Genomic DNA, 24,242 nt, shown 5'->3' with positions numbered 1-24,242 from the left:
AAGACTCGGCTAAGGGCCGTAATTGCTGGCCTCGCGCAATCATGGCCATGACCGGCCGGTCGTGCAAAATGCCCTGCCCGGCACAACTGGTTGTTCAGGGTCAAGCAAAAAACTTTGCAAATCGCCCGCAAAGCCTTGTGTGGCGCGGCTTTGCGCTTAACCACTTGCCCCCGGAAACTGTGGAAGGGCTTGTGGATAACGTGCGTGCATATGGCTACAGGCCTCAGCGCGTATGGCCTGGCGGAGATTGATCAATTAATGAACAGGATCCGGTGGTTGCCGGTTAAAGCGGGGCCGGGCATGCTGCCCGCTGATTTTCTATTCCAAGGGCTGCCCCGGCGGCCGAAGCAAGGAGAACACGATGTCCAACACCCTGTTTATCACCGGCGCGACCTCCGGTTTTGGTGAAGCCTGTGCCCGTCGTTTTGCCGAGGCCGGTTGGAAACTGGTGCTGACCGGTCGTCGTGGCGACCGCCTCAACGCGCTGTGCGCCGAGCTGTCGAAGCAGACCGAAGTGCATGGTCTGGTGCTGGACGTGCGTGATCGCAAGGCGATGGAAGAGGCGATTGCCAATCTGCCGCCATCGTTCGCCAAACTGCGTGGCCTGATCAACAACGCCGGGCTGGCGCTGGGCGTTGACCCTGCACCGAAGTGCGACCTCGACGATTGGGACACCATGGTCGACACCAACGTCAAAGGCCTGATGTATAGCACTCGCCTGTTGCTGCCGCGCCTGATCGCCCACGGTCGCGGCGCCGGTATCATCAACCTCGGTTCCATCGCCGGCAACTATCCGTACCCGGGCAGCCACGTTTACGGCGCGACCAAGGCTTTCGTCAAACAGTTCTCGCTGAACCTGCGCTGCGACCTGCAGGGCACTGGCGTGCGCGTCAGCAACATCGAGCCGGGCCTGTGCGAGAGCGAGTTCTCGCTGGTGCGTTTCGCCGGCGATCAGGCGCGTTACGACGCCACCTACGCCGGTGCCGAGCCGATCCAGCCGCAGGACATCGCCGAGACGATCTTCTGGGTGCTGAACGCGCCGGCGCACATCAACATCAACAGCCTGGAACTGATGCCGGTGAGCCAGACCTGGGCCGGTTTTGCCATCGAGCGCAACAAGGTCTGACACCGCGTAACGGCTAATCGCTGGCAAGCCAGCTCCCACAGGTATCGAGGCGGTCCCAAGATTTCGGTCCACCGATAAACCTGTGGGAGCGGGCTTGCCCGCGATGGGGCCGTAACAGGCAAAATCCCCGCATGGGGTAGACTCACTCCTCAACAACCCCACCGCACCCTGCGGTTTTCAAGGTTTTTCGAGGAGTCAAAGTGAGTAACCGAGGTGAGCAGTCGCTGCTCAAACAATCGACCCTCCTGATGTTTGCCGTGTCGATCGCCGGGATCGCCACCGGTTTTGTTTCGGGTTCCCAGTCCATCCTGTTCGATGGCTTTTTTTCGCTGATCGCGACCTTTATCAAAGTCCTGATGCTGATCACCGCGAAGCTGATCGCCAAGCAAAGCAACCAGCGCTTCCAGTTCGGTTTCTGGCACCTGGAGCCGATGGTGCTGCTGATCGAGGGCAGTTTCCTGCTGCTGATCGCGATCTACGCGTTTCTCAACGGTGTGTTCGGCATCATCAATGGCGGTCGTGAGATCGAACTGGGGCTGGTGATCATCTACGCGGCGGTGTTCACCGTTGTCGAGTTCGCCTACTTCTTCTACGTCCGGCACCGCAATCGCACGCTCAAGTCGAGCCTGATCCAGTTCGACAACATCAGCTGGCTGGTGGACGCGATGCTGTCGGTGGGCCTGCTGGTCAGTTTCCTTGCGGCGCTGTTGCTCCAGTCCCAGGGTTACGGCGAGTGGGCGAAATTTGTCGACCCGCTGATCCTGATCGTGCTGGCCCTGACCATGCTGCCACCGGCGTTCAAGATCCTCGGCCCGGCGCTGCAGGACGTGCTCGGCATTGCGCCGGACACGCTGGATGAGCAAGTGCGCGAGGTAATGGAGGCTGCGAAGGTCGAGCATGGTTTCGACGACTACGTGTCCTACGTGCAGAAGCACGGGCGGGCGCGGTTCATTGAGATTCATGTGGTGTTGCCGGCGAACTACCGGCTGCAGAGCGTCGGTCAGCTGGATGTGCTGCGTGAGGAGATTTCCGCGAAGCTGGGCAAACCGGACGCGGCGCGCTGGCTGACCATCAGCTTCACTGGCGACAGGAAGTGGATTGCCTGACTTGTGCGAGCGCGCGGGCTCGCCACGACGTCAGCTCAGATAGTCGGCGAGGCCGCGATAGCAGGTCGCCAAGTGATACGGCGTGGTCGACGGCATGTCCTTGCGGCTGACCTCGCCCTGATCGTCACGGCACTCGTGCCAGCCGCCGGCATGCAGGAAGCGCTGCTGCAGCGCCTGCAACTGGCGCAACACCGCGCTTTCACTGCCCGGACGCAAGGTCAGGGCACGCAGGTATTCGGCCTGGGCCCAGATGCGCTGGGTTGAATCCTTCGGGCGTCCGTCCATATCCAGATCGAGCATGGCCCGCACTGCACCGGACGGTTGCATCACGCCGTACTGCTCGGTGAACGCGAAGGCCCAGTCCAGGGCGGCATGCAGTTTCGAACCGCGGAGCAGAGGCGAGGATTCCAGCAGAAAATACCACTCGAACTGGTGGCCCGGCTCATACCAGTTATCCACAGCCCCCAGCGGTTTCTCCATCAGCACACCGGCCTGAGGATCGACGAAGCGCTTGTGCATGGCTGTGCATAACTCGCTCAGCGCTTGCTTGACCTGTGCATCTTCGCGCACCGCCAGAGTGGCCAGGAACGCTTCGGCCAGGTGCATCAGCGGGTTTTGCAGCGGGCCGGTTTGCAGGGTGATCCAGTCGCGGTCGAGGCAGGCTTCGTAGAGGCCGTCGCCAGTGGCGAAACGCCGGCCGATGACTTCCAGCGCGGCGTTCAGGGTCGATTCGACCAGGGGCTCGCGGGATTTTTCCCAGTAGTGGGCGCAGGCAAACAGGATGAAGGCGTGGGTGTAGAGGTCTTTGCGCTGATCCAGCGGTTTGCCCTGTGGATCTATGCTGTAGAACCAGCCGCCGTGCTCGGCATCGTGGAAGTGCCGTTGCAGGGAGCGGAACAACGCAGCCGCGCGAACTTCGGCGTTATCCACAACCCCGATCAGGCTGGAAAACAGGTACAGCTGCCGTGCGCAGGCCATCGCCCGGTAGCGCTGCGGTGGCAGCGGCTGATGCGCGGCGTCCAGCGCCTCATAAGGCAACGCCATGTCGGCGTTCCAGCCCGGTCCTTGCCAGAGGGGCACGATCACGTTCAGAAAGTGCTGTTGCACTTCGCCGAACAGGGCGGTCAGTTCAGGCAGGGAGGTGGAGCGGGAAGCGTGGGGCATGGGCGGACGTCGTCACGGCAGGGGCGATTGCGCGACATGGTAGCAGAGAGTGGCGATCGATCGTTCCCGCGCCATGCGCGGGAACGATCAGAGGTGCAGTTCAGCCGGCCAACAACCACGCGCCCGTCACCGCCGAAGCCGCTCCGGCCAGTCGCACCAGCGGCGCGGCCGCCTGAGGCAGAAAACGAACCACCGCATAACCCGCCGCATGCAGCGCAGCCGTTGCGACCACGAAACCGGCGGCATACGCCCATGGACTCGACATGTCCGGCAGCTCCAGGCCATGGGCCACGCCATGGAACAGCGCAAACAGCGCCGTCGCCGCCACCGCCATCACCAGTGGCGGACGCACCGCCAGTGCCACCGCCAGGCCCAGCGCCAGCACCGAGGCGGCAATCCCGCTTTCCAGCGCCGGCAGCTCCAGCCCTTCAAAGCCGAGCAAACCGCCGATCAGCATGGTGCCGACAAAGGTGCACGGCAGCGCCCAGCGCGCGGCGCCTTGCTGCTGCGCGGCCCACAGACCGACGGCCACCATCGCCAGCAAATGGTCGAGGCCACCGATCGGGTGGCTGATGCCGGCCACCAGGCCAGAGTCGCCGTGGCCGGGGTGAGCGAAGGCCAGGGCCGGGGTCAGCAGCAGCGCGACGGCGCCGAGAATGCGTTTGAGTGTCATGGATAAGCTTCCTTGTTGATCAGTGAATCAGGCTGCAGTCAGCAGACCCTGACGTTCGATGAAGGCGATGATTTCTTCCAGGCCCTGCCCGGTTTTCTGGTTGCTGAACACGAACGGCTTGCCGTTGCGCATACGCTGGGTGTCGCTGTTCATCATCTCCAGCGAGGCGCCGACCAGCGGCGCGAGGTCGATCTTGTTGATCACCAGCAGGTCGGATTTGCAAATGCCGGGCCCGCCCTTGCGTGGGAGTTTGTCGCCGGCCGACACGTCGATCACGTAGATGGTCAGGTCGGACAGTTCCGGGCTGAAGGTCGCGGACAGGTTGTCGCCGCCGGACTCCACCAGAATCAGGTCCAGCCCCGGAAAACGCCGGTTCAGCTGATCCACTGCTTCAAGGTTGATCGAGGCGTCTTCGCGGATCGCCGTGTGCGGGCAGCCACCGGTTTCCACGCCGATGATGCGTTCCGGTGCCAGGGCTTCGTTGCGCACCAGAAAGTCGGCGTCCTCGCGGGTGTAGATGTCGTTGGTCACCACGGCCAGGTTGTAGCGTTCGCGCAGGGCCAGGCACAGGGCCAGGGTCAACGCGGTCTTGCCGGAACCGACCGGGCCGCCGATGCCGACGCGCAGGGGTTGTGTGTTCATGTGATTCTCCTGATAAAAGGCCCTAGGAACGGAACAGGCGGCTGTACTGACGCTCATGGGCCATGCACGCCAGGGACAGACCGAACGCGGCGCTGCCGAGGTGTTCGGGATTGATTCGGGTGGCGTCCTGCTGGGCCTGTTGCAGCAGCGGCAGCAGTTCGCTGGTCAGGCGCTGAGCGGCTTGCTGGCCCAGCGGCAGGGTTTTCATCAGCACCGCGAGCTGGTTTTCCAGCCAGCTCCACAGCCACGCGGCGAGGGCGTCCTGCGGGCTGATCTGCCAGGCGCGCCCGGCCAGAGCCCAGCACAGGGCCAGGTGCGGCTCGGCGCAGTGTTCGAGAAAGTCCCGCGCGGCCTGATCGAGCTCGGGCAAGCCGTTGAGCAGTTGCTGCAACGAATAGCCCATCTGCCGGCTCTCCAGATGCAGCTCGCGGGTTTCGCGGCTGGCGCGGTGGTTTTCGCAGAGCTTGCGCAATTCATCCCAGTGTTCGTCCGCGGCGGCCTGGCAATGGGCGAGCAGCAGCGGCGCTTCAAACCGCGCAAGATTGAGCAGCAATTGATCGCTGATCCAGCGGCGGGCGCTGTCCGGGCTGTCGACGCGGCCGTTATCCACAGCCATTTCCAGACCTTGGGAGTAGCTGTAGCCGCCAATCGGCAGTTGCGGACTGGCCAGACGCAGCAGCGCCCAGGCCGGGTTCACAAACGGACGCCGAACTGATGGAGTTTCGGCGCGTAGTTGAAGTCTTCGTCACCGTGCCGCGAATGATGATGGCCGCCACCGTAGGCGCCGTGTTCCGGCTGGAACGGGGCTTCGATCGATTCGACCTGCGCGCCGAGTTGTTCAAGCATCGCCTTGAGCACGTAATCGTCGAGCAGCCGCAGCCAGCCGTCACCGACTTGCAGCGCCACATGGCGATTGCCCAGGTGATAGGCGGCGCGGGTCAGTTCAAAGGTGTTGGCGCAGGTGACGTGCAGCAATTGCTCGGGGCGGGCACAGACCCGGACGATCCGGCCATCTTCGGCTTGCAGGCACTCACCGTCATACAGCGGCGGCTGACCGCGCTCCAGAAACAGTCCGACATCCTCGCCTTCGGCACTGAAACAGCGCAGGCGGCTTTTGCTCCTGGCTTCGAAGGTCAGGTGCAACTCGGCGGCCCAGACGGGTTGGGGGTCGATTCTGCGATGAATCACCAGCATCGGAAAGCTTCCAGCAGTGGACAATGCTCAGGCTAGAGCAAGGGGCTTGCCAATCGGACAAGACGTAGGAAATCCCTGTCGGAGACTAGTGGATGTTTCAAGATGTTGCAGGATTGTGGGGTGTTTTGGTGCATGAAGTTTTTTACATGCACCAAACAGGAGCCAGTGTGGGAGCGAGCTTGCTCGCGATGGCGTCCGCCCAGTCATATAGAGTTGACTGACACACCGCTATCGCGAGCAAGCTCGCTCCCACGGGGGATTGGGGCTGGAGAGGAATTATTCGGTACTGCCGAGCCCTTGCCAGTGCTTCAACCCGATAAAGATGAAGCGCAGTTGCTGGGTGATTTTCGCCTGGGGCGTCAGATGCTCGGGCAGGGCTTCGGCGGGCGGGTCGATGATGTCCGGCAGGGTGGCGAACACCGATTTGACGATCAGGTCGGCCATCACGCTCAGACCCTCGCGATTGAGGTGCTGGAGCTTGGGCATCAGGGCCAGGTCCGCCGCCAGGTCGGAGCTGATGTCCTCACGCAAGCGGCCAATGGCCTGACGCACCGGCAACGATCCGCCGTACTGCTCGCGGGCCAGAAACAGGAATTGCGAACGGTTGGCGCTGACCACGTCGAGAAAAATCCGCACCGACGCATCAATGATGCCGCCCATGACGAATTCGTTGTGGCGCACCAGGCGGATGGTTTCGCGGAAGGTCTGGCCGACTTCGCTGACCAGCACCAGGCCGAGTTCGTCCATGTCGGCGAAATGCCGGTAGAAACCGGTGGGCACGATGCCGGCGGTTTTCGTCACTTCACGCAGGCTCAGGCTGCCGAATCCTCGGCCGCTTTCCATCAAGTGGCGGGCAGCGTCCATCAGGGCGTTGCGGGTCTGTTGTTTCTGTTCGGCGCGGGGCAGCATCGCAAGGGTGTGTTCTTAGGCAAGACAAGCGCCGCACTCTAGCAAATCGGCTTTGTCGGCGTCGAACGGCAGCGGGGGAGATGGAGCAGGGAAATCGCGACTTCTTTATACCGGCTTATGAAAAGTCAAAAGCCCAATCCGGGGATTGGGCTTTTTTTCCAGGCCGCCATGGGCTTAGCTCAAAGCGCTGTTGCGTTCGATTACACGGTCACCACCACCTTCGGCCAGGGTTTGACCTTGTGGGGTGCGGTCGCCGCCGTCAGAAGCCAGAGTCTGGCCTTGTGGGGTACGGTCGCCGCCGTCAGATGCCAGGGTTTGGCCCTGTGGGGTGCGATCCGAACCGTCTTGAACCAGACCTTTCTCTTCCAGACGATCACGGCCGCCTTCAGCTACGGTTTGACCTTGTGGGGTTTTGTCATAGCCATCTTGAACCAGGCCTTTTTCTTCCAGGCGGTTACGACCGTTTTCAGCCAGGGTCTGGCCTTGTGGAGTGCGGTCCGAGCCATCAGCGGCAACAGTCTGGCTGAACACCGAGTGGCTGGTTTTGACTTGCGGAGTCGCTTGATCAGCAGCTGGCAGGGCGAAAGCGGTGCTGGCCAGCATCGAGAGGGTAAGACTGAACAGAAGTTGGCGTTTCATGATGGGTTGCTCCTTGGGAGGGCGATAAAGTGGGTACGAGGGCAATGCTACTCTCGATAAGTCGATATAAAAGTTCATAAACACAATGGTAATAATCAACAGAATTGATTGTTCGCTCGGGAGGCTCTAGCTCGGGCGTTTCAGGCGGGCGGTTTTGCACTGGAGTGGGTATTTTCCACCCACTTGCGCTCCGCAAATGTGCGGGCCCGGTAACGCCAACTCGACCGATCGGTCAGAATGGCGACCGTTTTTCCCCTCGACGGGGCTTTGGATTAAACCTGCGGACTGTTTGTCAGTCACAGATTTCATGAGGGCCATCATGGCCTGCCGTTTCAGCTGCGTCGTGCCAATGGATGCAGTCGTCTTCAGGAGCTTTGTGCATGACGCGCACCCGTAAAATCTTCGCCTGGACCTTCGCCACCCTTGTGCTGCTTCTGGCAGTGCTGGTGCTGATCATCGTGTTCTTCGACTGGAACCGGATTAAACCGCCGCTCAACGCCAAAGTCTCGGAAGAGTTGCATCGACCGTTCGCCATCAACGGCAACCTGTCGGTGGTCTGGCGGCGTGAACTCGACGAGGGCGGCTGGTGCGCGTGGGTGCCGTGGCCGCACGTGGTGGCCGAAGACCTGACGCTGGGCAACCCCGACTGGTCGAAGCAGCCGCAGATGGTCACCCTCAAACGGGTCGAGCTGCGCATTTCGCCACTGGCCTTGCTGGCGCAACGGGTGACAATCCCGCGTATCGACCTGACCGAACCCAACGCGCAATTGCAGCGTTTGGCCGATGGCCGCGCCAACTGGACCTTCAAGTTCGATCCCGAGGACCCGAACGCCGAGCCCTCGAACTGGGTGGTCGACATCGGTGCCATCGGCTTCGACAAGGGCCACGTCACTCTGGATGACCAGACCCTCAAGACCAACCTCGATCTGCTGATCGATCCGCTGGGCAAGCCGATTCCGTTCAGCGACATCGTCGGCGACAAAGCCGCAAAAACCGCGCAGGACAAGGGCGGCGCACCGCAGGATTACGCCTTCGGCCTGAAAGTCACCGGCCAATACCACGGCCAGAAACTCGCCGGCCAGGGCAAGATCGGCGGCCTGCTGGCGCTGCAGGACGCGAGCAAACCGTTCCCGTTGCAGGCCCAGGCGAAGATCGGCGATACCAGCGTCGAACTCGCCGGCACCCTGACCGATCCGCTGAATCTTGGTGCGCTCGATCTGCGCCTGAAACTGGCGGGTGCCAGCCTTGGCAACCTGTATCCGCTGACCGGCGTGACCCTGCCGGACACCCCGCCGTACGCCACCGACGGTCACTTGATCGCCAAGCTGCATGAGCCGGGCGGCGCGCAGTTCCGCTACGACCAGTTCAACGGCAAGATCGGCAGCAGCGACATCCATGGCGATCTGGCTTACGTCGCCAGCCAGCCTCGGCCCAAGCTGAGTGGCGCGCTGCTGTCCAATCAACTGTTGTTTGCCGACCTCGCGCCGCTGATCGGTGCCGACTCCAATGCCAAGCAAAAGGCCCGTGGCGGCGAAAGCAAACAGCCGGCAGACAAAGTGCTGCCGGTGGAAGAGTTCAAGACCGAGCGCTGGCGCGACATGGACGCCGACGTCGAATTCACCGGCAAGCGCATCGTCCACAGCGAAGAACTGCCGTTCACCGACCTCTATACCCACCTGAAACTCAACGACGGCGAACTGAGTCTGGAGCCACTGCGCTTCGGTGTGGCCGGCGGCAATCTCGACGCGCAGATTCGCCTCAACGGTCGTACCGAGCCGCTGGAAGGTCGAGCGAAACTGACCGCGCGCAAGTTCAAGCTCAAACAGCTGTTCCCGACCTTCGAACCGATGAAGACCAGTTTCGGCGAGCTCAACGGCGATGCCGACATCGCCGGTCGCGGCAACTCGGTAGCCAAGCTGCTGGGCGGCGCCAACGGCAACCTGAAGATGCTGATCAACGACGGCGCCATCAGTCGTGAGTTGATGGAGCTGGCCGGGCTCAACGTCGGTAACTACGTGGTCGGCAAGATCTTTGGCGACAAGGAAGTGAAGATCAATTGCGCGGCGGCGGACTTCGATATCAAGACCGGTCTGGCGACGACAAGACTGTTTGTGTTCGATACCGAGAACGCAATCATCTACATCGACGGCACAGCGAACATGGCCACCGAGCAACTGGACCTGACGGTGACGCCGGAATCCAAGGGCTGGCGCCTGATTTCCCTGCGCTCTCCGTTGTATGTACGGGGCAAGTTCATCAAGCCGGATGCGGGGGTGAAAGCGGTGCCGTTGATGTTGCGCGGGGCGGGGATGGTGGCGCTGGGCGTGATCGCTGCGCCGGCGGCGGGGCTGCTGGCGCTGGTGGCGCCGAGTGGTGGCGAGCCGAATCAGTGCGCGCCGTTGCTGGAGCAGATGAAGGCGGGCAAGGCGCCAGCGACTGTCAAACCGACCAAGTAATCGCAGCAACCCGATCGTTCCCACGTCGAGGCGTCGAACCGTCTGCGTGGGAACGCCGCCATGGACGCTCTGCGTCTGCTCTTGGGACGCGGAGCGTCCCGGGATGCATTCCCACGCAGAGCGTGGGAACGATCGGTCAGCGGGGGAGCGGGGATTAGAGGTCTTTCAGGATGTCCGCCATGTCATCGGCATGCTCTTCTTCCTGAGCCAGGATGTCTTCGAAGATCCGGCGCGTGGTCGGGTCCTTTTCACCGATGTACTGGATGATCTCGCGGTAGCTGTCGATGGCGATCCGCTCGGCCACCAGGTCTTCGTAGACCATTTCCTTCAAGGTGTTGCCGGCCACGTATTGCGCGTGGGACATCTTCGACAGCAAGTCCGGGTTGAACTCGGGCTCGCCGCCCAGTTGCACAATGCGTTCGGCGAGACGGTCGGCGTGTTCGGCTTCCTGAGTGGCGTGCTCGAGGAACTCGTCGGCGGCGACGTTGGCTTTCAGGCCGTTGGCCATGAAGTAGTGGCGCTTGTAGCGCAAGACGCAGACCAGTTCGGTGGCCAGCGATTCGTTGAGCAGGCGCAGCACTTCTTCACGGTTGGCGCTGTAGCTTTCGGTCACCGCGCCATTTTCCACATGCTGGCGGGCGCGTTCGCGCAGGGTTTGAACATCAGACAAATGCAGGTCACTCATTTCAGTCTCCTGGAGGCTAATCCGATTGGCGTCACGTTCTGCTGACGTGATCGTTACTTGCTTGTGAGTGATGAGAGCTGCAAAAAGTTTTGTCGGATTCAGCGCGGCACATGCCCGGAAAGCTGTGCCTCTTCGCGCAGCCAGGCAAAAAACGCTTTTACCGGCGGATGGCGCTCTCGACCCGGTACGCAAAGTGCGCTGTAACCGGCGCCATCCACCTGCACTTCACTCTTGTAAGGCACCAGCAAACCGCTGGCGACGCTTTGCGACACCAGGATGTTGCTCGCCAGCACCAGCCCCTGTCCGGCGATGGCCGCTTGCAGGGCGTAATGCTCTTCATCGTATTCGCGGACGGCCGGGTGCTGATTCAGCCAGTTCTCGCCCGACTGCGCGCACCAGGCCTCCCAGCCGTGGGCGTAGAGCTTCGAATTGTGCCAATGCACGCTGATCAGCGCCGGGGTACGGCGGGCGGCCAGCGCCACCTGCTCCGGCGAGCCATACACGCCGAACGACTCATCGAACAGGCACAACCCGTAGAGGTTCGGGTAATCGTCGAGGCTGTAGCGCAGCACCAGATCGACGCTGGCGTCCTGATGCAGGTCGATGACTTCGCAATGGGTGTCCAGGCGCACATTGATGTTCGGATGCTTCGCATAAAACCGCCCCAGTCGCGGCACCAGCCACAGCGCGGCGAACGCGGCGGTGGTCGACAGCGTCAGGCTGCTGCCGCTGCGTTGCGGGCGCAGGGTGTCGACGCTTTGCGCCACCTCCAGAAATGCGCCGTGCAGGCTGCGGAACAGCCGCTCGCCACCCTCGGTCAGGCGCACCTGACGCGGCAGGCGTTCGAACAGCGCCACGCCGAGCCAATCCTCCAGCGAGCGGATCTGATGGGAAATCGCCGTTGGCGTCACCGCCAGCTCTTCGGCGGCTGCCTTGAAACTCAGCAGGCGGGAGGCGGATTCGAACGCGCGCAGGGCGGTCAGCGGCAATGAAGCGAACATGGAAACTCCACGGATGAAATCAATTCATCCCGACTGATTTTTGCTCATTTGAGGCGATGAGGTGATGCCTGCAATCTGGCGCCACACCGTCACTCAAGTCTAGTCCCAAGGAGATTCAGATGAGCAAGATTCTTGTGATCCATGCCAGCCCTCGCGGTGAGCGTTCCCATTCGCGGCGTCTGGCAGAAACCTTTCTCAGCGCCTGGCAAGTCCGTCATCCACAGGCTCAGGTTACTCGCCGTGAAGTCGGGCGGGCGCTGATTCCGGCGGTGAATGAAGCGTTTGTCGCGGCGGCGTTTTACCCGGAGCCCGAAGCACGACCGCTGACGATGCAGGCCGATCTGGCGCTCAGCGATCAAATGGTGGGCGAGCTGCTCGATCACGACCTGCTGCTGATTTCCACGCCGATGTACAACTTCAATGTGCCCAGCGGCCTCAAGGCCTGGGTCGATCAGATCGTCCGGTTGGGCCTGACGTTCGACCACACCCTGGACAACGGCATCGCCCAATACACGCCGCTGCTGCACGGCAAAAAAGCGCTGATCGTCACCAGTCGTGGCGGCTTCGGTTTCGGCCCGGGCGGCGAGCTGGAGGCACTGAACCACGCCGATCCATGGCTGCGCACGGCGTTGGGGTTCATCGGCATCAACGACGTCACGGTGGTCGCGGCCGAGGGCGAGGAATCCGCCGAGCGCACCTTCGCGGTGTCGGTGGCCGAGGCCGAGCAGCGCTTGCTCGACCTGGCCCGGGCGTTCTAGGTGGCCTGGCTGTTTCTGCTGATTGCCGCCGGGTTCGAAGTCACCTTCGCCATGGGCATGAAGTACGCCGAGGGCTTCACCCGGCTCTGGCCGTCGCTGATCACCGTGATTGCGGCGGTGGGCGGGGTGTACTTCCTGACCCTGGCGATGCGCGAGTTGCCGGTGAGCATCGCCTATCCGATCTGGACCGCCATCGGCTCGCTCGGCACGGTGTTTCTCGGTTTCGCGCTGCTGGGCGAGAGCCTGACGCTGGTGAAGTTGCTGTCGGTGGGGCTGATTGTGGCGGGGGTGGTGGGGCTGAAGTAGGCTGGTCGTGGAGTTGTCATCATCGAGGCGGATGCTTGGCGGGCGTTTTGCACGCCCTGCATCCACTTACCGACCACAAGGATGTTTGCCCATGTCGCAAGATTCGGCCACACGTTATCCACTGGTGCTGGTGCCGGGAATGCTCGGTTTCATCCGTCTGGTGCTGTACCCGTACTGGTACGGGATCATCAAAGCGTTGCGCCGGGGTGGTGCGACGGTGATTGCGGTGCAGGTGTCGCCGCTCAATTCCACCGAAGTGCGCGGCGAGCAGTTGCTGACGCGCATCGATGAAATCCTCCGCGAGACCGGCGCCGCCAAGGTCAATCTGTTCGGCCATAGCCAGGGCTCGCTGACGGCGCGTTACGCGGCGGCCAAGCGTCCGGATCTGGTGGCCTCGGTAACGTCGGTGGCCGGGCCCAATCACGGTTCGGAATTGGCCGACTATCTGGCGAAACACTATCCGGCGGACAGCGCGAAGGGTCGCATTCTTGAGGCGCTGTTACGCTCTGTCGGCTGGCTGATGGCGCTGCTGGAAACCGGCTACCACGGGCCGAAACTGCCGGTGGATATCCACGCCTCGCATCATTCCCTGACCACCGAAGGCGTGGCGCTGTTCAACCAGCGTTATCCACAGGGCCTGCCGCAAACCTGGGGCGGGCAGGGGCCGGAAGAGGTCAACGGCGTGCGGTATTACTCGTGGTCCGGCACCTTGCAGCCGGGTAAAACAGACCGTGGTGGCAACCTGTTTGACGGCACCAACCGCAGTTGCCGGTTGTTCGCCAAAACCTTCGTGCGCGAGCCGGGGCAGTGCGACGGCATGGTCGGACGCTACAGCTCGCACCTGGGCACGGTCATCGGCGATGACTACCCGATGGATCACTTCGACATCGTCAACCAGTCGCTGGGACTGGTCGGCAAAGGCGCGGACCCGGTGCGGCTGTTTGTCGAGCATGCGGCGCGCCTCAAGGCTGCCGGGGTTTAGCAGGCAGACCACGTTATCGTTCATCGCTGGCAAGCCAGCTCCCACAGTGATTCGGGCGTCCACAAGATGTATGTACGACCCCAGCCCTGTGGGAGCTGGCTTGCCAGCGAAGAGGCCAGATCAGGCGACGCTGAGTTTGCGGCCGAGCACCGTCGTCCAGCGCTCGGAAAGAATCACCCCGCCCAAGGTCAGCAAACCACCGACCAGGTGATACATCGCCAGTTGTTCCTTCAGCACTACCGCAGCAATCAGCGCGGTGATCAGCGGCAGCAGGTTGAAGAACAGCGTGGTCCGGCTCGGGCCCAGGCGCTGTACGGCCTGCATCCACGCCAGCGGCGCGAGCATCGAGGCCAGCAGGCACGCGTACAGCACCAGCGGAATGTTCTGCAGGGTCAGGCCGGTTTTCGGCGACACGGCGTACAGCGGAAACAGCACCACCACCGCCACCAGCACCTGCAAATACAGCAACACCAGCGGCGGCAGGCGCAGCTGCCATTTTTTCAGCAGGGTGCTGTAGATCGCATAGGCGAGGGTGGCGATCAGCATCATCGCGTCACCCAGGTTCACCCCGTGTTGCAGCAACGCGCCGAGGCTGCCGGACGACACTACCACCAGCACACCGGCGAACGACAGCACCGCACCGACCAGCGCACCGGCGGTCAGGCGCTGGCCGAGGCTGATGATCGCCATGGCCAGCGACATCAACGGCATCAGCGACAGGATGATGCCCATGTTGGTGGCGCTGGTCAGGGTCGCGGCGAAGTAGGCCAGGCTCTGATAGACCGCCATGCCGAGCACGCCGAGGATGAAAATCTTGCCCAGGTTCGGGCGGATCTGCGGCCAGTGCGCAATTACTTTTTTGAGCATGAACGGCGTGAACAGCACGCCGGCGAGCAGCCAGCGGTAGAAGCCGATCTCGGCGGGGAAGATCGCACCGACCGCAAGCTTGTTGATCACGGTGTTGCCGGCCCAGATGAAAATCGCCAGCAGGGGAAACGCGTATTGCATGAGAGGAGAAACCAGAACGTTGATGAACGGTGATTATCCCCTGTCTGGATGCAGGCCTATACTGCGAACCGGACAACCCGCCCCTGATTCCGGACAGCATGAACAGTAAACACATCGATCTGCTGGATTTCAGCGAACTGCCGTCGGCGGTGTATTTCCGCTATGCCGACTTCAACGCTCATGAATACGCCGCGCCGCATCGCCATCCGTGGGGCACGCTGGAATACGCGGCCCACGGCGTGCTGCATATGGATGTCGATGGCAGCCGCTTCATGTCGCCGCCGCAATACGCGGTGTGGGTGCCGCCGCAGGTCGAGCACAGTTTCTACAGTCATCAGCCGGTCAATTATCGGGCGGTGTGCCTGGCGCCGGAGGTCTGTTCCGATTTGCCGGCGCAGGCCTGCATCCTGGCGATCAGCGACATTCTCAAGGCGATCCTCAAGGACTTCGCCGCCCGTGATGTGAAGATCCCGGCGTTCGAAGCCGACCAGCGCCTGGCCCAGGTATTGGTGGATCAACTGCGCCAGGCGCCGGTTCATCAATGCTATTTGCCTTACGCCAGCAGCCCCGGATTGCTGACCATCCTCGAAACCCTGCAGGCCGAGCCCGGCAACAATCAGCCGCTGGCGCACTGGGCGGCGCAGGTGCATGTCAGCGAGCGCACTCTGGCCCGGCAGTTCGTGCGGGAGCTGGGGATGAGTTTCGGCGAGTGGCGTCAGCGCCTGCGGTATCTCGTGGCCATCGAGGCGCTGGAAAGTTCGCGCAGTGTGCAGGAAATCGCCTTCGATCTCGGCTACAGCAGCGGTTCGGCCTTCATCGCCATGTTTGCCCGGCAGGCCGGATGTACCCCGGAGCAGTATCGGCGCAGCCATCTTGAGGCTAGGAAGGTGTAACAAGCTTTGACTACACTCCAGCAGAGGCCACCTCCATCGAGGCGGCGCCAAGGAGAAAACTCCATGAAGATGTTGCGTGTCCCTTTGTTGATGATCGGTCTGCTGCTGTGCTCCCAGGGTTTCGCCGCCACGGCGCAGCAGAACAAAATGACCACCTGCAACGCCGACGCCACGGCCAAGAGCCTCAAGGGCGACGAGCGCAAAGCCTTCATGAGCACCTGCCTCAAGGCAGCCCCGGCGGCCAACGACGCCAAGGCACTGACCCCGCAGCAGGAAAAGATGAAAACCTGTAATGCCGATGCCAAGACCAAGGCGCTGACGGGTGATGCGCGCAAGACGTTCATGAGTGATTGCCTGAAGAAGAAATAAACGCCGGAGCTTTGTGGTGAGTGTGCTGGCCCCATCGCGGGCAAGCCCGCTCCCACAGGGAGTGAGGCTGTTCACGACATTTGTGTTCGACACTTAACTTGTGGGAGCTGGCTTGCCAGCGATGAGGCCCGAAAGGTCTGCCCGCATATCCCTAGTGCTCCTCTCGGATCGCTGGCAGACTGCCAATCCTTTTACGCCGTTCGTTTTGAGGCTGTATGCCAACGTTTTCTGAGCGTCATGTAGTGTTCTGGATCAGTTGCATCATCATTTTCGGCGGTCTGTTGCTGGTGTTGCCATTGCGTTTGCTGCCCAGTCTGCTGGCCGGATTGCTGGTGTTCGAACTGGTCAACATGCTCACCCCGCAACTGCAGCGGCTGATCGAAGGCCGCCGCGCGCGCTGGCTGGCGGTGGCGCTGCTGGGCACGCTGGTGGTAAGTGTGCTGACGCTGATCTTCGCTGGCGCCATCAGTTTCCTGCTGCATGAGGCGGAAAACCCTGGCGCTTCCCTCGACAAATTCATGGGCGTGGTCGACCGTGCGCGTGGACAGTTGCCGCCGTTCATCGACGCCTACCTGCCGGCCAGCGCTGCCGAATTCCGGGTGGCCATCGGTGAATGGGCGAGCAAGCATTTGTCCGAACTGCAACTGGTGGGCAAAGATGCGGCGCATATGTTCGTGACCTTGCTGATCGGCATGGTGCTGGGCGCGATCATCGCCTTGCAGCGCGTGCCGGACGTCACCAAGCGCAAGCCGCTGGCGGCCGCACTGTTCGACCGTCTGCACCTGCTGGTTCAGGCGTTTCGCAACATCGTGTTCGCGCAGATCAAGATTTCCCTGCTCAACACCTTCTTCACCGGGATCTTCCTGGCGGTGGTCCTGCCGCTGTTCGGGATCAAGCTGCCGCTGACCAAGACCCTGATCGTGCTGACCTTCCTGCTCGGTCTGCTACCGGTGATCGGCAACCTGATGTCGAACACGCTGATCACTATCGTCGGCCTGTCGCTGTCGATCTGGGTGGCGATTGCGGCGTTGGGTTACCTGATCTTTATCCACAAGCTCGAATACTTTCTCAACGCGCGCATCGTCGGCGGGCAGATCAGTGCCAAGTCCTGGGAGTTGCTGCTGGCAATGCTGGTGTTCGAGGCCGCGTTCGGCCTGCCGGGAGTGGTGGCGGGGCCGATCTATTACGCGTATCTGAAGAGTGAGTTGAAGCTGGGCGGGATGGTTTAGTAGGTGATCGTTCCCACGTCGAGGTGTCGAACCGTCTGCGTGGGAATGCATCCCGTGACGCTCCGCGTCACAGCTTCAACAGCGGACGCAGAGCGTCCATTGCGGCATTCCCACGCAGAGCGTGGGAACGATCATCAGTGCAGTGTCAGTTCACCGAGCCATAGCGTTTCATGGCCTCGATCGCCAGGCCGCTACCGATACTGCCAAAGATATTCCCTTCCACATGCCGCGCGTTCGGCAGCATCGCCGAGACGCTGTTGCGCAGTGCCGGAATGCCGCTCGAACCACCGGTGAAGAACACCGTATCGACCTGACCCACCGCCACATTGGCGTCGGCCAGCAACTGGGTGACGCTGCCGCGCACGCGCTCGAGCTGCGACTCGATGGCCGACTCGAACAACGCCCGGGTCAGTTCCACGCTCAGTCCCGACTCGATGCGATCCAGCGGAACGTGGCGACTGTCGTTGTGAGTCAGGTGGATCTTGGTTTCTTCCACTTCCATCGCCAGCCAATGGCCGGCGCGCTGTTCGATCAGCTTGAACAGACGGTCGATGCCGCCGGTGTCCTCGATGTCGTAACGCATGCTGCCCAGGGCCAGGGTCGATTTCTGCGAGTACACCGAGTTGATGGTGTGCCAGGTTGCCAGGTTCATGTGGTGGCTGGTCGGCATGAACGCGCCGCTTTTCATCCGGCTGCCGTAGCCGAACAGCGGCATCAGGCCTTGCAGGCTCAGCTGTTTGTCGAAGTCGGTCCCGCCGATGTGCACGCCGCCGGTGGCGAGAATGTCGTCGTGACGGTTATCCACACCGCGACGCTCGGGCGACAGGCGCACCAGCGAGAAGTCCGAGGTACCACCGCCGATGTCGACGATCAGCACCAGTTCTTCCTTTTCGATGGTCGACTCGTAGTCGAAGGCTGCGGCAATCGGCTCGTACTGGAACGACACGTCCTTGAAACCGAGTTTGCGCGCCACTTCCACCAGGGTGTCTTCGGCTTCCTGGTCGGCCAGCGGATCGTCGTCGACGAAGAACACCGGGCGGCCCAGCACCACCTGCTCGAACTCCCGACCGGCGGAGGCTTCGGCGCGGCTCTTGAGCTGGCCGATGAACAGCCCGAGCAGGTCCTTGAACGGCATTGCGGTGCCGAGAACGCTGGTGTCGTGCTTGATCAGCTTGGAACCGAGCAGGCTCTTGAGCGAGCGCATCAGTCGGCCTTCGTAGCCTTCCAGGTACTCGTGCAGCGCCAGACGGCCGTATACCGGACGGCGCTCTTCGATATTGAAAAAGACCACCGATGGCAGGGTGATCTTGTCGTCTTCCAGCGCGATCATCGTTTCCATGCCGGGGCGCAGCCAGCCGACGGTGGAGTTGGACGTGCCGAAGTCGATGCCGCAGGCACGGGCCGGAGAGGCGTCTTTCATGGTCTTTCGGTCCCGGTCAAAAAAACGGCCGCGCAGTGTATGTCAGTGCGCGACAGATTCGAAGGCCGGTCATCTGCTATTTCACGACTAAGCTTGCTTGAAACTCGGCGGTTTGCCCCAAACTTGCTGGCATGGGCCGGCAGACATACCGGCGGTCGCAAGAACTGCCGTCCACTGCCGATAAACTTCTGCTGCGCCACCCGGTCACAAACTTGAGATCGGTCAACCCGGCACGCGCGAATAGGCGCATGCTGGGATCGGCGCGAAATCGATAACGGATGGTGATTCCTTCGATGGACTTCAAAGACTATTACAAGATACTCGGCGTGGAGCCGACGGCTGACGACAAGGCAATCAAGGCTGCCTATCGCAAGCTGGCGCGCAAATACCACCCCGATGTCAGCAAGGAAAAGGACGCCGAGGCCAAGTTCAAGGACGCCTCGGAAGCCTACGAAGCGCTGAAAAGCGCCGACAAGCGCGCCGAATACGACGAACTGCGTCGTTATGGTCAGCACGGCCAGCCGTTTCAGGGCCCACCTGGCTGGCAGAGCCGTGGCGGTTTTGGCGGCGGCGGTGGCGACACCGGCGACTTCTCGGACTTCTTCAGTTCGATCTTCGGCAATCGCGGCCCCGGTTTCGGTGGCGGCGCTGGCCGGCAATCCCGCAGTGCCGGACGGCGAGGGCAAGACGTGGAACTGGAACTGCCGATCTTTCTGGAAGAGACGCTTTCGAACGAATCGAAGAAGATCAGCTTCCAGGTGCCGCAATACAACGGTTCGGGCCAGCACGTCAGCAACACCAGCAAAAGCCTGAACGTGAAGATCCCGGCGGGCGTGACCGACGGCGAGCGCATCCGCCTCAAGGGCCAGGGTGCACCGGGCATCGGTGGCGGCGCCAATGGCGATCTGTACCTGACCATCCGTTTCGCGCCGCACCCGAAATTCGACGTCGAAGGCGAAAACCTGATCATCACCTTGCCGCTGGCACCGTGGGAGCTGGCGCTGGGCGCCGAAGTGGCCGTGCCGACCCTGACCGGCAAGATCAACCTCAAGGTTCCGGCCGGCAGCCAGAACGGCCAGCGCATGCGCGCCAAGGGCCACGGGCTGCAGAACAAGGCCGGCGAGCGCGGTTATCTGTTCGTCCAGCTCAAGGCCGTGATGCCGAAAGCCAACGGCGATGACGTCAAGGCGCTGTGGCAGGAACTGGCGAAGAAGGCCGCCTTCAATCCGCGAGAGAACTTCTGATACTGACGACGGAGTAGCCCATCATGAGCAACCCCCTGATCGTTCAACTGGACATGGCAGAATTCTGTGAGGCGGCCGACCTGCCGGACGTCTACGTGATCGAAATCGTCGAGCACGGCATCCTCGAACCTCAGGGCACGCAGCCCAGGGAATGGCGCTTCACCGACTACGAACTGGCCCTGGCCAAACGCGCCGCCAAGCTGCGGCGCGACCTGGACCTGGAATGGGAAGGCGTCGCCCTGGCGCTGGACCTGCTGGAAGAAGTGCAGGAGCTGCGGGCCGAGAACCGGATGCTCAGGCAGCGCCTGGCGCGGCTGGTGGTCGAATAGTTCTCGGATGTGATTGAGGGCCCCATCGCTGGCAAGCCAGCTCCCACAAGTTCATCGCCGATCGAAACTTCTGTGAACTTCGCAGAACCCTGTGGGAGCTGGCTTGCCAGCGATGAAAGCGCCGCGTTTTTCCTGCTTAAACCTGTCGGGGCAGCATCACGCTGAACAGCGTGCCGTTGGCTGCGCTTGAGCTGACTTCGATCGTCCCGCCATGGGCGGTCACCACTTCCTTGACGATGAACAGGCCCAGACCCAGGCTGGTCGACGGCTGGCCGAGTTCTTCGTCGGCGCTGCGTACCAAGGGGTCGAAAATGGTGCCGATGGCCTCTTCGGAAATGGGCGGGCCGTAATTGTGCACGGTCAGAAGCACCTGCCTGGCTTCCCCCTTCAACGTCACGATCACTTCGCGCGGATCAGAGCCATGCTGCAAGGCATTGCCGATCAGGTTCTGCAGCAGTTGATCGATCCGACCAGCGTCCCAGACACCACGGGTGTCACCCTCGGTGTTCAATGTCGGGTCACTGTCCGGATTGCCGGCGCACGCTTCGGCTATGGCTGCTCGCGCTGCGTCGGCCAGGTCCATTGGCGCCGGTTCGATCGGCAGGCTTCTGCCCAGGCGGCTGCGTACCAGTTCCAGCAGGTCGCTGACCATGGCCGCCATGTGCCGCGCGCCCTGTTTGATGTTCAACGCACACGTCAGCGCATCGCCTTCCAGCGTGGTTTTGCGCATCAGCAACTCGGTGGACATGCTCACCGCTTGCAGGGGCGCGCGCAGGTCATGGCCGAGAATGGCGAGAAAAATGTCTCGTGAGCGGTTGACCTGTTCGGCATAGGCGGCGGTCGATTCGGCCAGGGCTTCGTCGATGGCTTCGTTGAAGCGGATCATGTCCTGGAAGCAGGTGGTGTCCGGTAATTCGATATGCTCGACCCAGCGTCGGATCACCACGGCGCGCAGGTGGCGAAACTCCGAGGTCATCTGTACCAGATCGAAACCGACGGTGTGGCGCAGCTCGCCATGGCTGGCTCCGGCTTCATCCAGGCTCGGGCTTTTCTCCGGGCCTTCGCCCTTGGCCTTGGCGACCTGTTCGTCGCGGCTTTGCGGTTTGCTCATGTCGCGAGCGGCGGCCCGCAGGATGGCGCTGGCGTGATCGCGCAGACCGGCCGAGTCCAGATGGTCGGCGGCCGGGGTAATGGTAGCGGCAAACTTTTCCCATTCATCGACGATTGGGTCGATATTGGCCAGGATGAACTCGGAAAGACGCATGGGCAGTTCCTGAATAAAGGCGACAGCGAATCGAATATTAGTCCCTTTGGCGAGAAATACACGACCCATTGCCCAGTGGTTTTCCAGCATCACGAAAAAGGCCCCGAGACCGTGCGTCAGGCAGGTGCTCGGGGCCTTTTTTGCGTTTGTCGGTTGTCAGAACAGGAAGTAACGCTGCGCCATCGGCAGGGTTTCGGCCGGTTCACACCAGAGCAGCACGCCATCGGCCTTGACCTGATAGGTCTGCGGGTCGACGTCGATGTTCGGCAGATAGTCGTTGTGGATCAGGTCGGTTTTCTGCACGTCGCGACAACCTTTGACCACGGCGATTTTCTTCTTCAGACCCAGCGCTTCGGGCAGTCCGGCTGCCTGCGCCGCCTGGCTGATGAAGGTCAGGCTGGTGGCGTGCAGCGAACCACCGTAACTGGCGAACATCGGGCGGTAGTGCACCGGTTGCGGGGTCGGGATCGAGGCGTTGGCGTCGCCCATCAGGCTGGCGGCGATGGCGCCGCCCTTGAGGATCAGCGTCGGTTTCACGCCGAAGAATGCCGGGCGCCACAGTACCAGATCGGCCCACTTGCCGACTTCCACCGAACCCACTTCATGGCTGATGCCATGGGTGATCGCCGGGTTGATGGTGTACTTGGCGATGTAGCGTTTGGCGCGGAAGTTATCGTTGCCTTCACCGTCCTGAGGCAGCGGGCCGCGCTGCTTTTTCATCTTGTCGGCGGTCTGCCAGGTGCGCGTGATGACTTCGCCGACGCGGCCCATGGCCTGGCTGTCGGAACTGATCATCGAGAACGCGCCGAGGTCGTGGAGGATGTCTTCGGCGGCAATCGTTTCGCGGCGGATGCGGCTCTCGGCGAACGCCACGTCCTCGGCGATGCTCGGGTCGAGGTGGTGGCAGACCATCAGCATGTCGAGGTGTTCGTCGATGGTGTTGCGGGTGAACGGCCGGGTCGGGTTGGTCGAACTCGGCAGCACGTTGGCGAAACCGCAGGCCTTGATGATGTCCGGTGCATGGCCGCCGCCGGCACCTTCGGTGTGATAGGTGTGGATGGTCCGGCCCTTGAACGCGCCGAGGGTGGTTTCGACAAAACCGGATTCGTTGAGGGTGTCGGTGTGGATCGCCACCTGCACGTCGTACTGGTCGGCGACGCTCAGGCAGTTGTCGATGCTCGCCGGGGTGGTGCCCCAGTCTTCGTGCAGCTTGAGGCCGATGGCGCCGGCCTTGACCTGTTCGATCAACGGCTCCGGCAGGCTGGCGTTGCCCTTGCCGGTGAGGCCGATGTTCATCGGGAACGCATCCGCCGCCTGGAGCATCCGCGCCAGGTGCCACGGCCCCGAAGTGCAGGTCGTTGCATTGGTGCCGGTGGCCGGCCCGGTGCCGCCGCCGATCATGGTGGTGACGCCGCTCATCAGCGCTTCTTCGATCTGCTGCGGGCAGATGAAGTGGATGTGGGTGTCGATGCCGCCGGCGGTGAGGATCATGCCTTCGCCGGCAATCACTTCGCTGCTGGCGCCGATGGCGATGGTCACGCCGGGCTGCACGTCGGGGTTGCCGGCCTTGCCGATGGCGGCGATGCGCCCGTCCTTGAGGCCGACGTCAGCCTTGACTATGCCCCAGTGGTCGATGATCAGCGCGTTGGTGATGACGGTGTCGACCACCTCGGCCGCCAGCAACTGGCTCTGGCCCTGGCCGTCGCGGATCACTTTGCCGCCGCCGAATTTCACTTCTTCACCGTAGGTGGTGAAGTCCTGTTCGACTTCGATCCACAGCTCGGTGTCGGCCAGGCGCACCTTGTCGCCGACGGTGGGGCCGAACATGTCGGCGTAGGCTTGTCTGGAAATCTTCATTCGTTCGCCTTGGTATTGATCGTTCCCACGCTCTGCGTGGGAATGCCGCCATGGACGCTCTGCGTCCGCCGTTATGTGACGCGGAGCGTCACGGGATGCATTCCCACGCAGACGGTTCGACGCCTCGACGTGGGAACGATCAGTCAGTCGAGGTCACCCATGACCCGCCCGGCAAACCCGAACACCCGCCGGTGCCCGGCGTAATCCACCAGTTCCACCTCGCGGCTTTGCCCCGGCTCGAAGCGCACGGCCGTGCCCGCCGGAATGTTCAGGCGCATGCCACGGCTGGCGGCGCGGTCGAAGGTCAGGGCGTCGTTGGTCTCGAAAAAATGGTAGTGCGAGCCGACCTGGATCGGCCGGTCGCCGCTGTTCGCCACCTTCAGGGTGACGGTGCGACGACCGACGTTGAGTTCGATATCGCCGGGCTGGATTTTGTACTCGCCGGGAATCATTCAGTTCGCTCCTTGCAGGACTTTGTAATAGAGGGCCGTCGGGCGATAGGTGCCGTTCGGGTCGCAGGCGTAGTCGGGAATTTCCCCGGCGCGGGTGTAACCCAAAGCCTTGTAGAAATCTTCGGCGGGGGAGCCGGCCTCGGTGTCGAGGTAAAGCATGCCGCGCTTGTATTGGCGGGCTGCCAGCTCAAGCGCTTGCATCAACTGCTGGCCGAGGCCGCGCCGCCGGGCGTGTTCGCGCACCAGCAGTTTCTGCACCTCGGCGCGGTTCAGGCCGTTGGCCTTCTGGCACAGGCTCAACTGAACGCTGGCCTGCACCTGTTCGTCCTTGACCACCACCCACAGCAAGACGCTGCCCTTGTTCAGGTTGTCCTGCACTTCATCGAAATAGGCGCGGGCCTGGGTGGCATCGAGGTCAGCCATGAAGCCGACGCTGGCGCCATACCCCACGGCGTCGAGCAGCAGGTCGATCAGGCCCTGACGATAGTGCGCAAAACTTTCGGCATTGACGCGTCGCAGTTGGGCGGGGTTCATCG

At 62.3% G+C, this 24,242-nt stretch carries 25 protein-coding genes and 1 pseudogene; 11 read left to right on the top strand and 15 right to left on the bottom strand.

The features are described from left to right. The first annotated feature begins 361 nt into the window (after positions 1–361). Together AWU82_RS18140 and AWU82_RS18135 are read left to right on the top strand one after the other, a co-directional pair. Positions 362–1,126: an SDR family oxidoreductase gene (locus tag AWU82_RS18140; protein ID WP_064379121.1), complete on the top strand. Its 765-nt coding sequence runs from the start codon at positions 362–364 to the stop codon at positions 1,124–1,126. 200 nt (positions 1,127–1,326) lie between these two features. After that, positions 1,327–2,232 carry a cation diffusion facilitator family transporter gene (locus AWU82_RS18135; protein WP_064379122.1) on the top strand — a complete coding sequence of 302 codons (906 nt, stop codon included), beginning with the start codon at positions 1,327–1,329 and terminating at the stop codon, positions 2,230–2,232. Between the two features lie 30 nt (positions 2,233–2,262). On the opposite strand, the gene AWU82_RS18130 is transcribed toward AWU82_RS18135, so the two are convergent. The 7 genes from AWU82_RS18130 to AWU82_RS18100 all read right to left on the bottom strand — a co-directional run bounded on the left by AWU82_RS18130 (position 2,263) and on the right by AWU82_RS18100 (position 7,453). Further along, positions 2,263–3,396 (bottom strand): AGE family epimerase/isomerase, encoded by a 1,134-nt coding sequence (locus AWU82_RS18130; protein WP_064379123.1) that lies wholly within the window; start codon positions 3,394–3,396, stop codon positions 2,263–2,265. Between the two features lie 100 nt (positions 3,397–3,496). Beyond that, on the bottom strand, positions 3,497–4,069 hold the full coding sequence (locus tag AWU82_RS18125) for a HupE/UreJ family protein (RefSeq protein WP_064379124.1): 573 nt from the start codon (positions 4,067–4,069) through the stop codon (positions 3,497–3,499). Between the two features lie 27 nt (positions 4,070–4,096). Beyond that, positions 4,097–4,711 carry an urease accessory protein UreG gene (ureG, locus tag AWU82_RS18120; RefSeq protein WP_008001031.1) on the bottom strand — a complete coding sequence of 205 codons (615 nt, stop codon included), beginning with the start codon at positions 4,709–4,711 and terminating at the stop codon, positions 4,097–4,099. Positions 4,712–4,733: 22 nt separating this feature from the next. Then, positions 4,734–5,408, bottom strand: a complete 675-nt coding sequence (locus tag AWU82_RS18115; RefSeq protein ID WP_064379125.1) for an urease accessory protein UreF — start codon at positions 5,406–5,408, stop codon at positions 4,734–4,736. Continuing rightward, positions 5,405–5,905, bottom strand: a complete 501-nt coding sequence (gene ureE / locus AWU82_RS18110; protein ID WP_064379126.1) for an urease accessory protein UreE — start codon at positions 5,903–5,905, stop codon at positions 5,405–5,407. Before ureE ends, AWU82_RS18115 begins: the two co-directional genes overlap by 4 nt. Positions 5,906–6,181: 276 nt before the next feature. Then, on the bottom strand, positions 6,182–6,814 hold the full coding sequence (locus tag AWU82_RS18105) for a TetR family transcriptional regulator (protein WP_007950628.1): 633 nt from the start codon (positions 6,812–6,814) through the stop codon (positions 6,182–6,184). A 174-nt stretch (positions 6,815–6,988) separates the two neighbouring features. Next, positions 6,989–7,453 (bottom strand): hypothetical protein, encoded by a 465-nt coding sequence (locus AWU82_RS18100; RefSeq protein ID WP_064379127.1) that lies wholly within the window; start codon positions 7,451–7,453, stop codon positions 6,989–6,991. A gap of 380 nt (positions 7,454–7,833) precedes the next feature. Between AWU82_RS18100 and AWU82_RS18095 the strand changes: the two genes are divergently transcribed. Then, a complete protein-coding gene (locus AWU82_RS18095; RefSeq protein ID WP_064379128.1) occupies positions 7,834–9,909 on the top strand; it encodes an AsmA family protein in 2,076 nt (691 codons plus the stop codon). A 154-nt stretch (positions 9,910–10,063) separates the two neighbouring features. Here the strand turns inward: AWU82_RS18095 and AWU82_RS18090 are convergent, their stop codons facing one another. Beyond that, positions 10,064–10,594 carry a ferritin-like domain-containing protein gene (locus AWU82_RS18090; protein WP_064379129.1) on the bottom strand — a complete coding sequence of 177 codons (531 nt, stop codon included), beginning with the start codon at positions 10,592–10,594 and terminating at the stop codon, positions 10,064–10,066. 31 nt (positions 10,595–10,625) lie between these two features. Next, a pseudogene (locus AWU82_RS18085) lies at positions 10,626–11,595 on the bottom strand (LysR family transcriptional regulator). Positions 11,596–11,714: 119 nt separating this feature from the next. Here AWU82_RS18085 and AWU82_RS18080 point away from each other — a divergent pair. The 3 genes from AWU82_RS18080 (at position 11,715) to AWU82_RS18070 (ending at position 13,641) form a co-directional block, all read left to right on the top strand. Continuing rightward, positions 11,715–12,353: an FMN-dependent NADH-azoreductase gene (locus AWU82_RS18080; RefSeq protein ID WP_064379131.1), complete on the top strand. Its 639-nt coding sequence runs from the start codon at positions 11,715–11,717 to the stop codon at positions 12,351–12,353. Further along, positions 12,354–12,659: a DMT family transporter gene (locus tag AWU82_RS18075; RefSeq protein WP_064379132.1), complete on the top strand. Its 306-nt coding sequence runs from the start codon at positions 12,354–12,356 to the stop codon at positions 12,657–12,659. Between the two features lie 91 nt (positions 12,660–12,750). Beyond that, positions 12,751–13,641: an esterase/lipase family protein gene (locus AWU82_RS18070; protein WP_064379133.1), complete on the top strand. Its 891-nt coding sequence runs from the start codon at positions 12,751–12,753 to the stop codon at positions 13,639–13,641. 120 nt (positions 13,642–13,761) lie between these two features. Here the strand turns inward: AWU82_RS18070 and AWU82_RS18065 are convergent, their stop codons facing one another. Continuing rightward, positions 13,762–14,649 (bottom strand): DMT family transporter, encoded by an 888-nt coding sequence (locus tag AWU82_RS18065; RefSeq protein ID WP_064379134.1) that lies wholly within the window; start codon positions 14,647–14,649, stop codon positions 13,762–13,764. 98 nt (positions 14,650–14,747) lie between these two features. On the opposite strand from AWU82_RS18065, the gene AWU82_RS18060 reads away from it, so the two are divergent. From AWU82_RS18060 to AWU82_RS18050, 3 genes are all read left to right on the top strand, one after another. Next, entirely contained in the window at positions 14,748–15,542 is a 795-nt protein-coding gene (locus tag AWU82_RS18060; protein ID WP_064379135.1) for an AraC family transcriptional regulator, read from the top strand. Between the two features lie 63 nt (positions 15,543–15,605). Continuing rightward, positions 15,606–15,911, top strand: coding sequence for a PsiF family protein (locus AWU82_RS18055; protein WP_064379136.1), 306 nt, complete (start codon positions 15,606–15,608; stop codon positions 15,909–15,911). A 215-nt stretch (positions 15,912–16,126) separates the two neighbouring features. Next, positions 16,127–17,140, top strand: coding sequence for an AI-2E family transporter (locus AWU82_RS18050; RefSeq protein ID WP_064379137.1), 1,014 nt, complete (start codon positions 16,127–16,129; stop codon positions 17,138–17,140). 145 nt (positions 17,141–17,285) lie between these two features. Here the strand turns inward: AWU82_RS18050 and AWU82_RS18045 are convergent, their stop codons facing one another. Further along, complete coding sequence (locus AWU82_RS18045; protein WP_064379138.1) at positions 17,286–18,560, bottom strand: Hsp70 family protein; 1,275 nt, start codon at positions 18,558–18,560, stop codon at positions 17,286–17,288. Between the two features lie 293 nt (positions 18,561–18,853). Between AWU82_RS18045 and AWU82_RS18040 the strand changes: the two genes are divergently transcribed. Both AWU82_RS18040 and AWU82_RS18035 read left to right on the top strand, forming a co-directional pair. Beyond that, positions 18,854–19,804 carry a DnaJ C-terminal domain-containing protein gene (locus AWU82_RS18040; protein WP_011332227.1) on the top strand — a complete coding sequence of 317 codons (951 nt, stop codon included), beginning with the start codon at positions 18,854–18,856 and terminating at the stop codon, positions 19,802–19,804. A 23-nt stretch (positions 19,805–19,827) separates the two neighbouring features. Next, positions 19,828–20,133 carry a chaperone modulator CbpM gene (locus tag AWU82_RS18035; protein WP_064379140.1) on the top strand — a complete coding sequence of 102 codons (306 nt, stop codon included), beginning with the start codon at positions 19,828–19,830 and terminating at the stop codon, positions 20,131–20,133. A gap of 136 nt (positions 20,134–20,269) precedes the next feature. On the opposite strand, the gene AWU82_RS18030 is transcribed toward AWU82_RS18035, so the two are convergent. From AWU82_RS18030 to AWU82_RS18015, 4 genes are all read right to left on the bottom strand, one after another. After that, the gene (locus tag AWU82_RS18030) at positions 20,270–21,397 is read right to left on the bottom strand and encodes a sensor histidine kinase (protein WP_064379141.1); all 1,128 of its coding nucleotides are present in this window, start codon (positions 21,395–21,397) and stop codon (positions 20,270–20,272) included. A 156-nt stretch (positions 21,398–21,553) separates the two neighbouring features. After that, positions 21,554–23,254 (bottom strand): urease subunit alpha, encoded by a 1,701-nt coding sequence (gene ureC / locus AWU82_RS18025; protein WP_064379143.1) that lies wholly within the window; start codon positions 23,252–23,254, stop codon positions 21,554–21,556. 143 nt (positions 23,255–23,397) lie between these two features. Continuing rightward, a complete protein-coding gene (locus tag AWU82_RS18020) occupies positions 23,398–23,706 on the bottom strand; it encodes an urease subunit beta (RefSeq protein ID WP_064379145.1) in 309 nt (102 codons plus the stop codon). Beyond that, on the bottom strand, positions 23,707–24,240 hold the full coding sequence (locus AWU82_RS18015) for a GNAT family N-acetyltransferase (RefSeq protein ID WP_064379148.1): 534 nt from the start codon (positions 24,238–24,240) through the stop codon (positions 23,707–23,709). Between the last annotated feature and the right edge of the window lie 2 nt (positions 24,241–24,242).

Origin of the sequence: Pseudomonas glycinae (genome assembly GCF_001594225.2) — a bacterium.
Taxonomy (GTDB): Bacteria; Pseudomonadota; Gammaproteobacteria; order Pseudomonadales; family Pseudomonadaceae; genus Aquipseudomonas; species Aquipseudomonas glycinae.
This window is presented reverse-complemented; position numbering and strand designations above follow the sequence as displayed.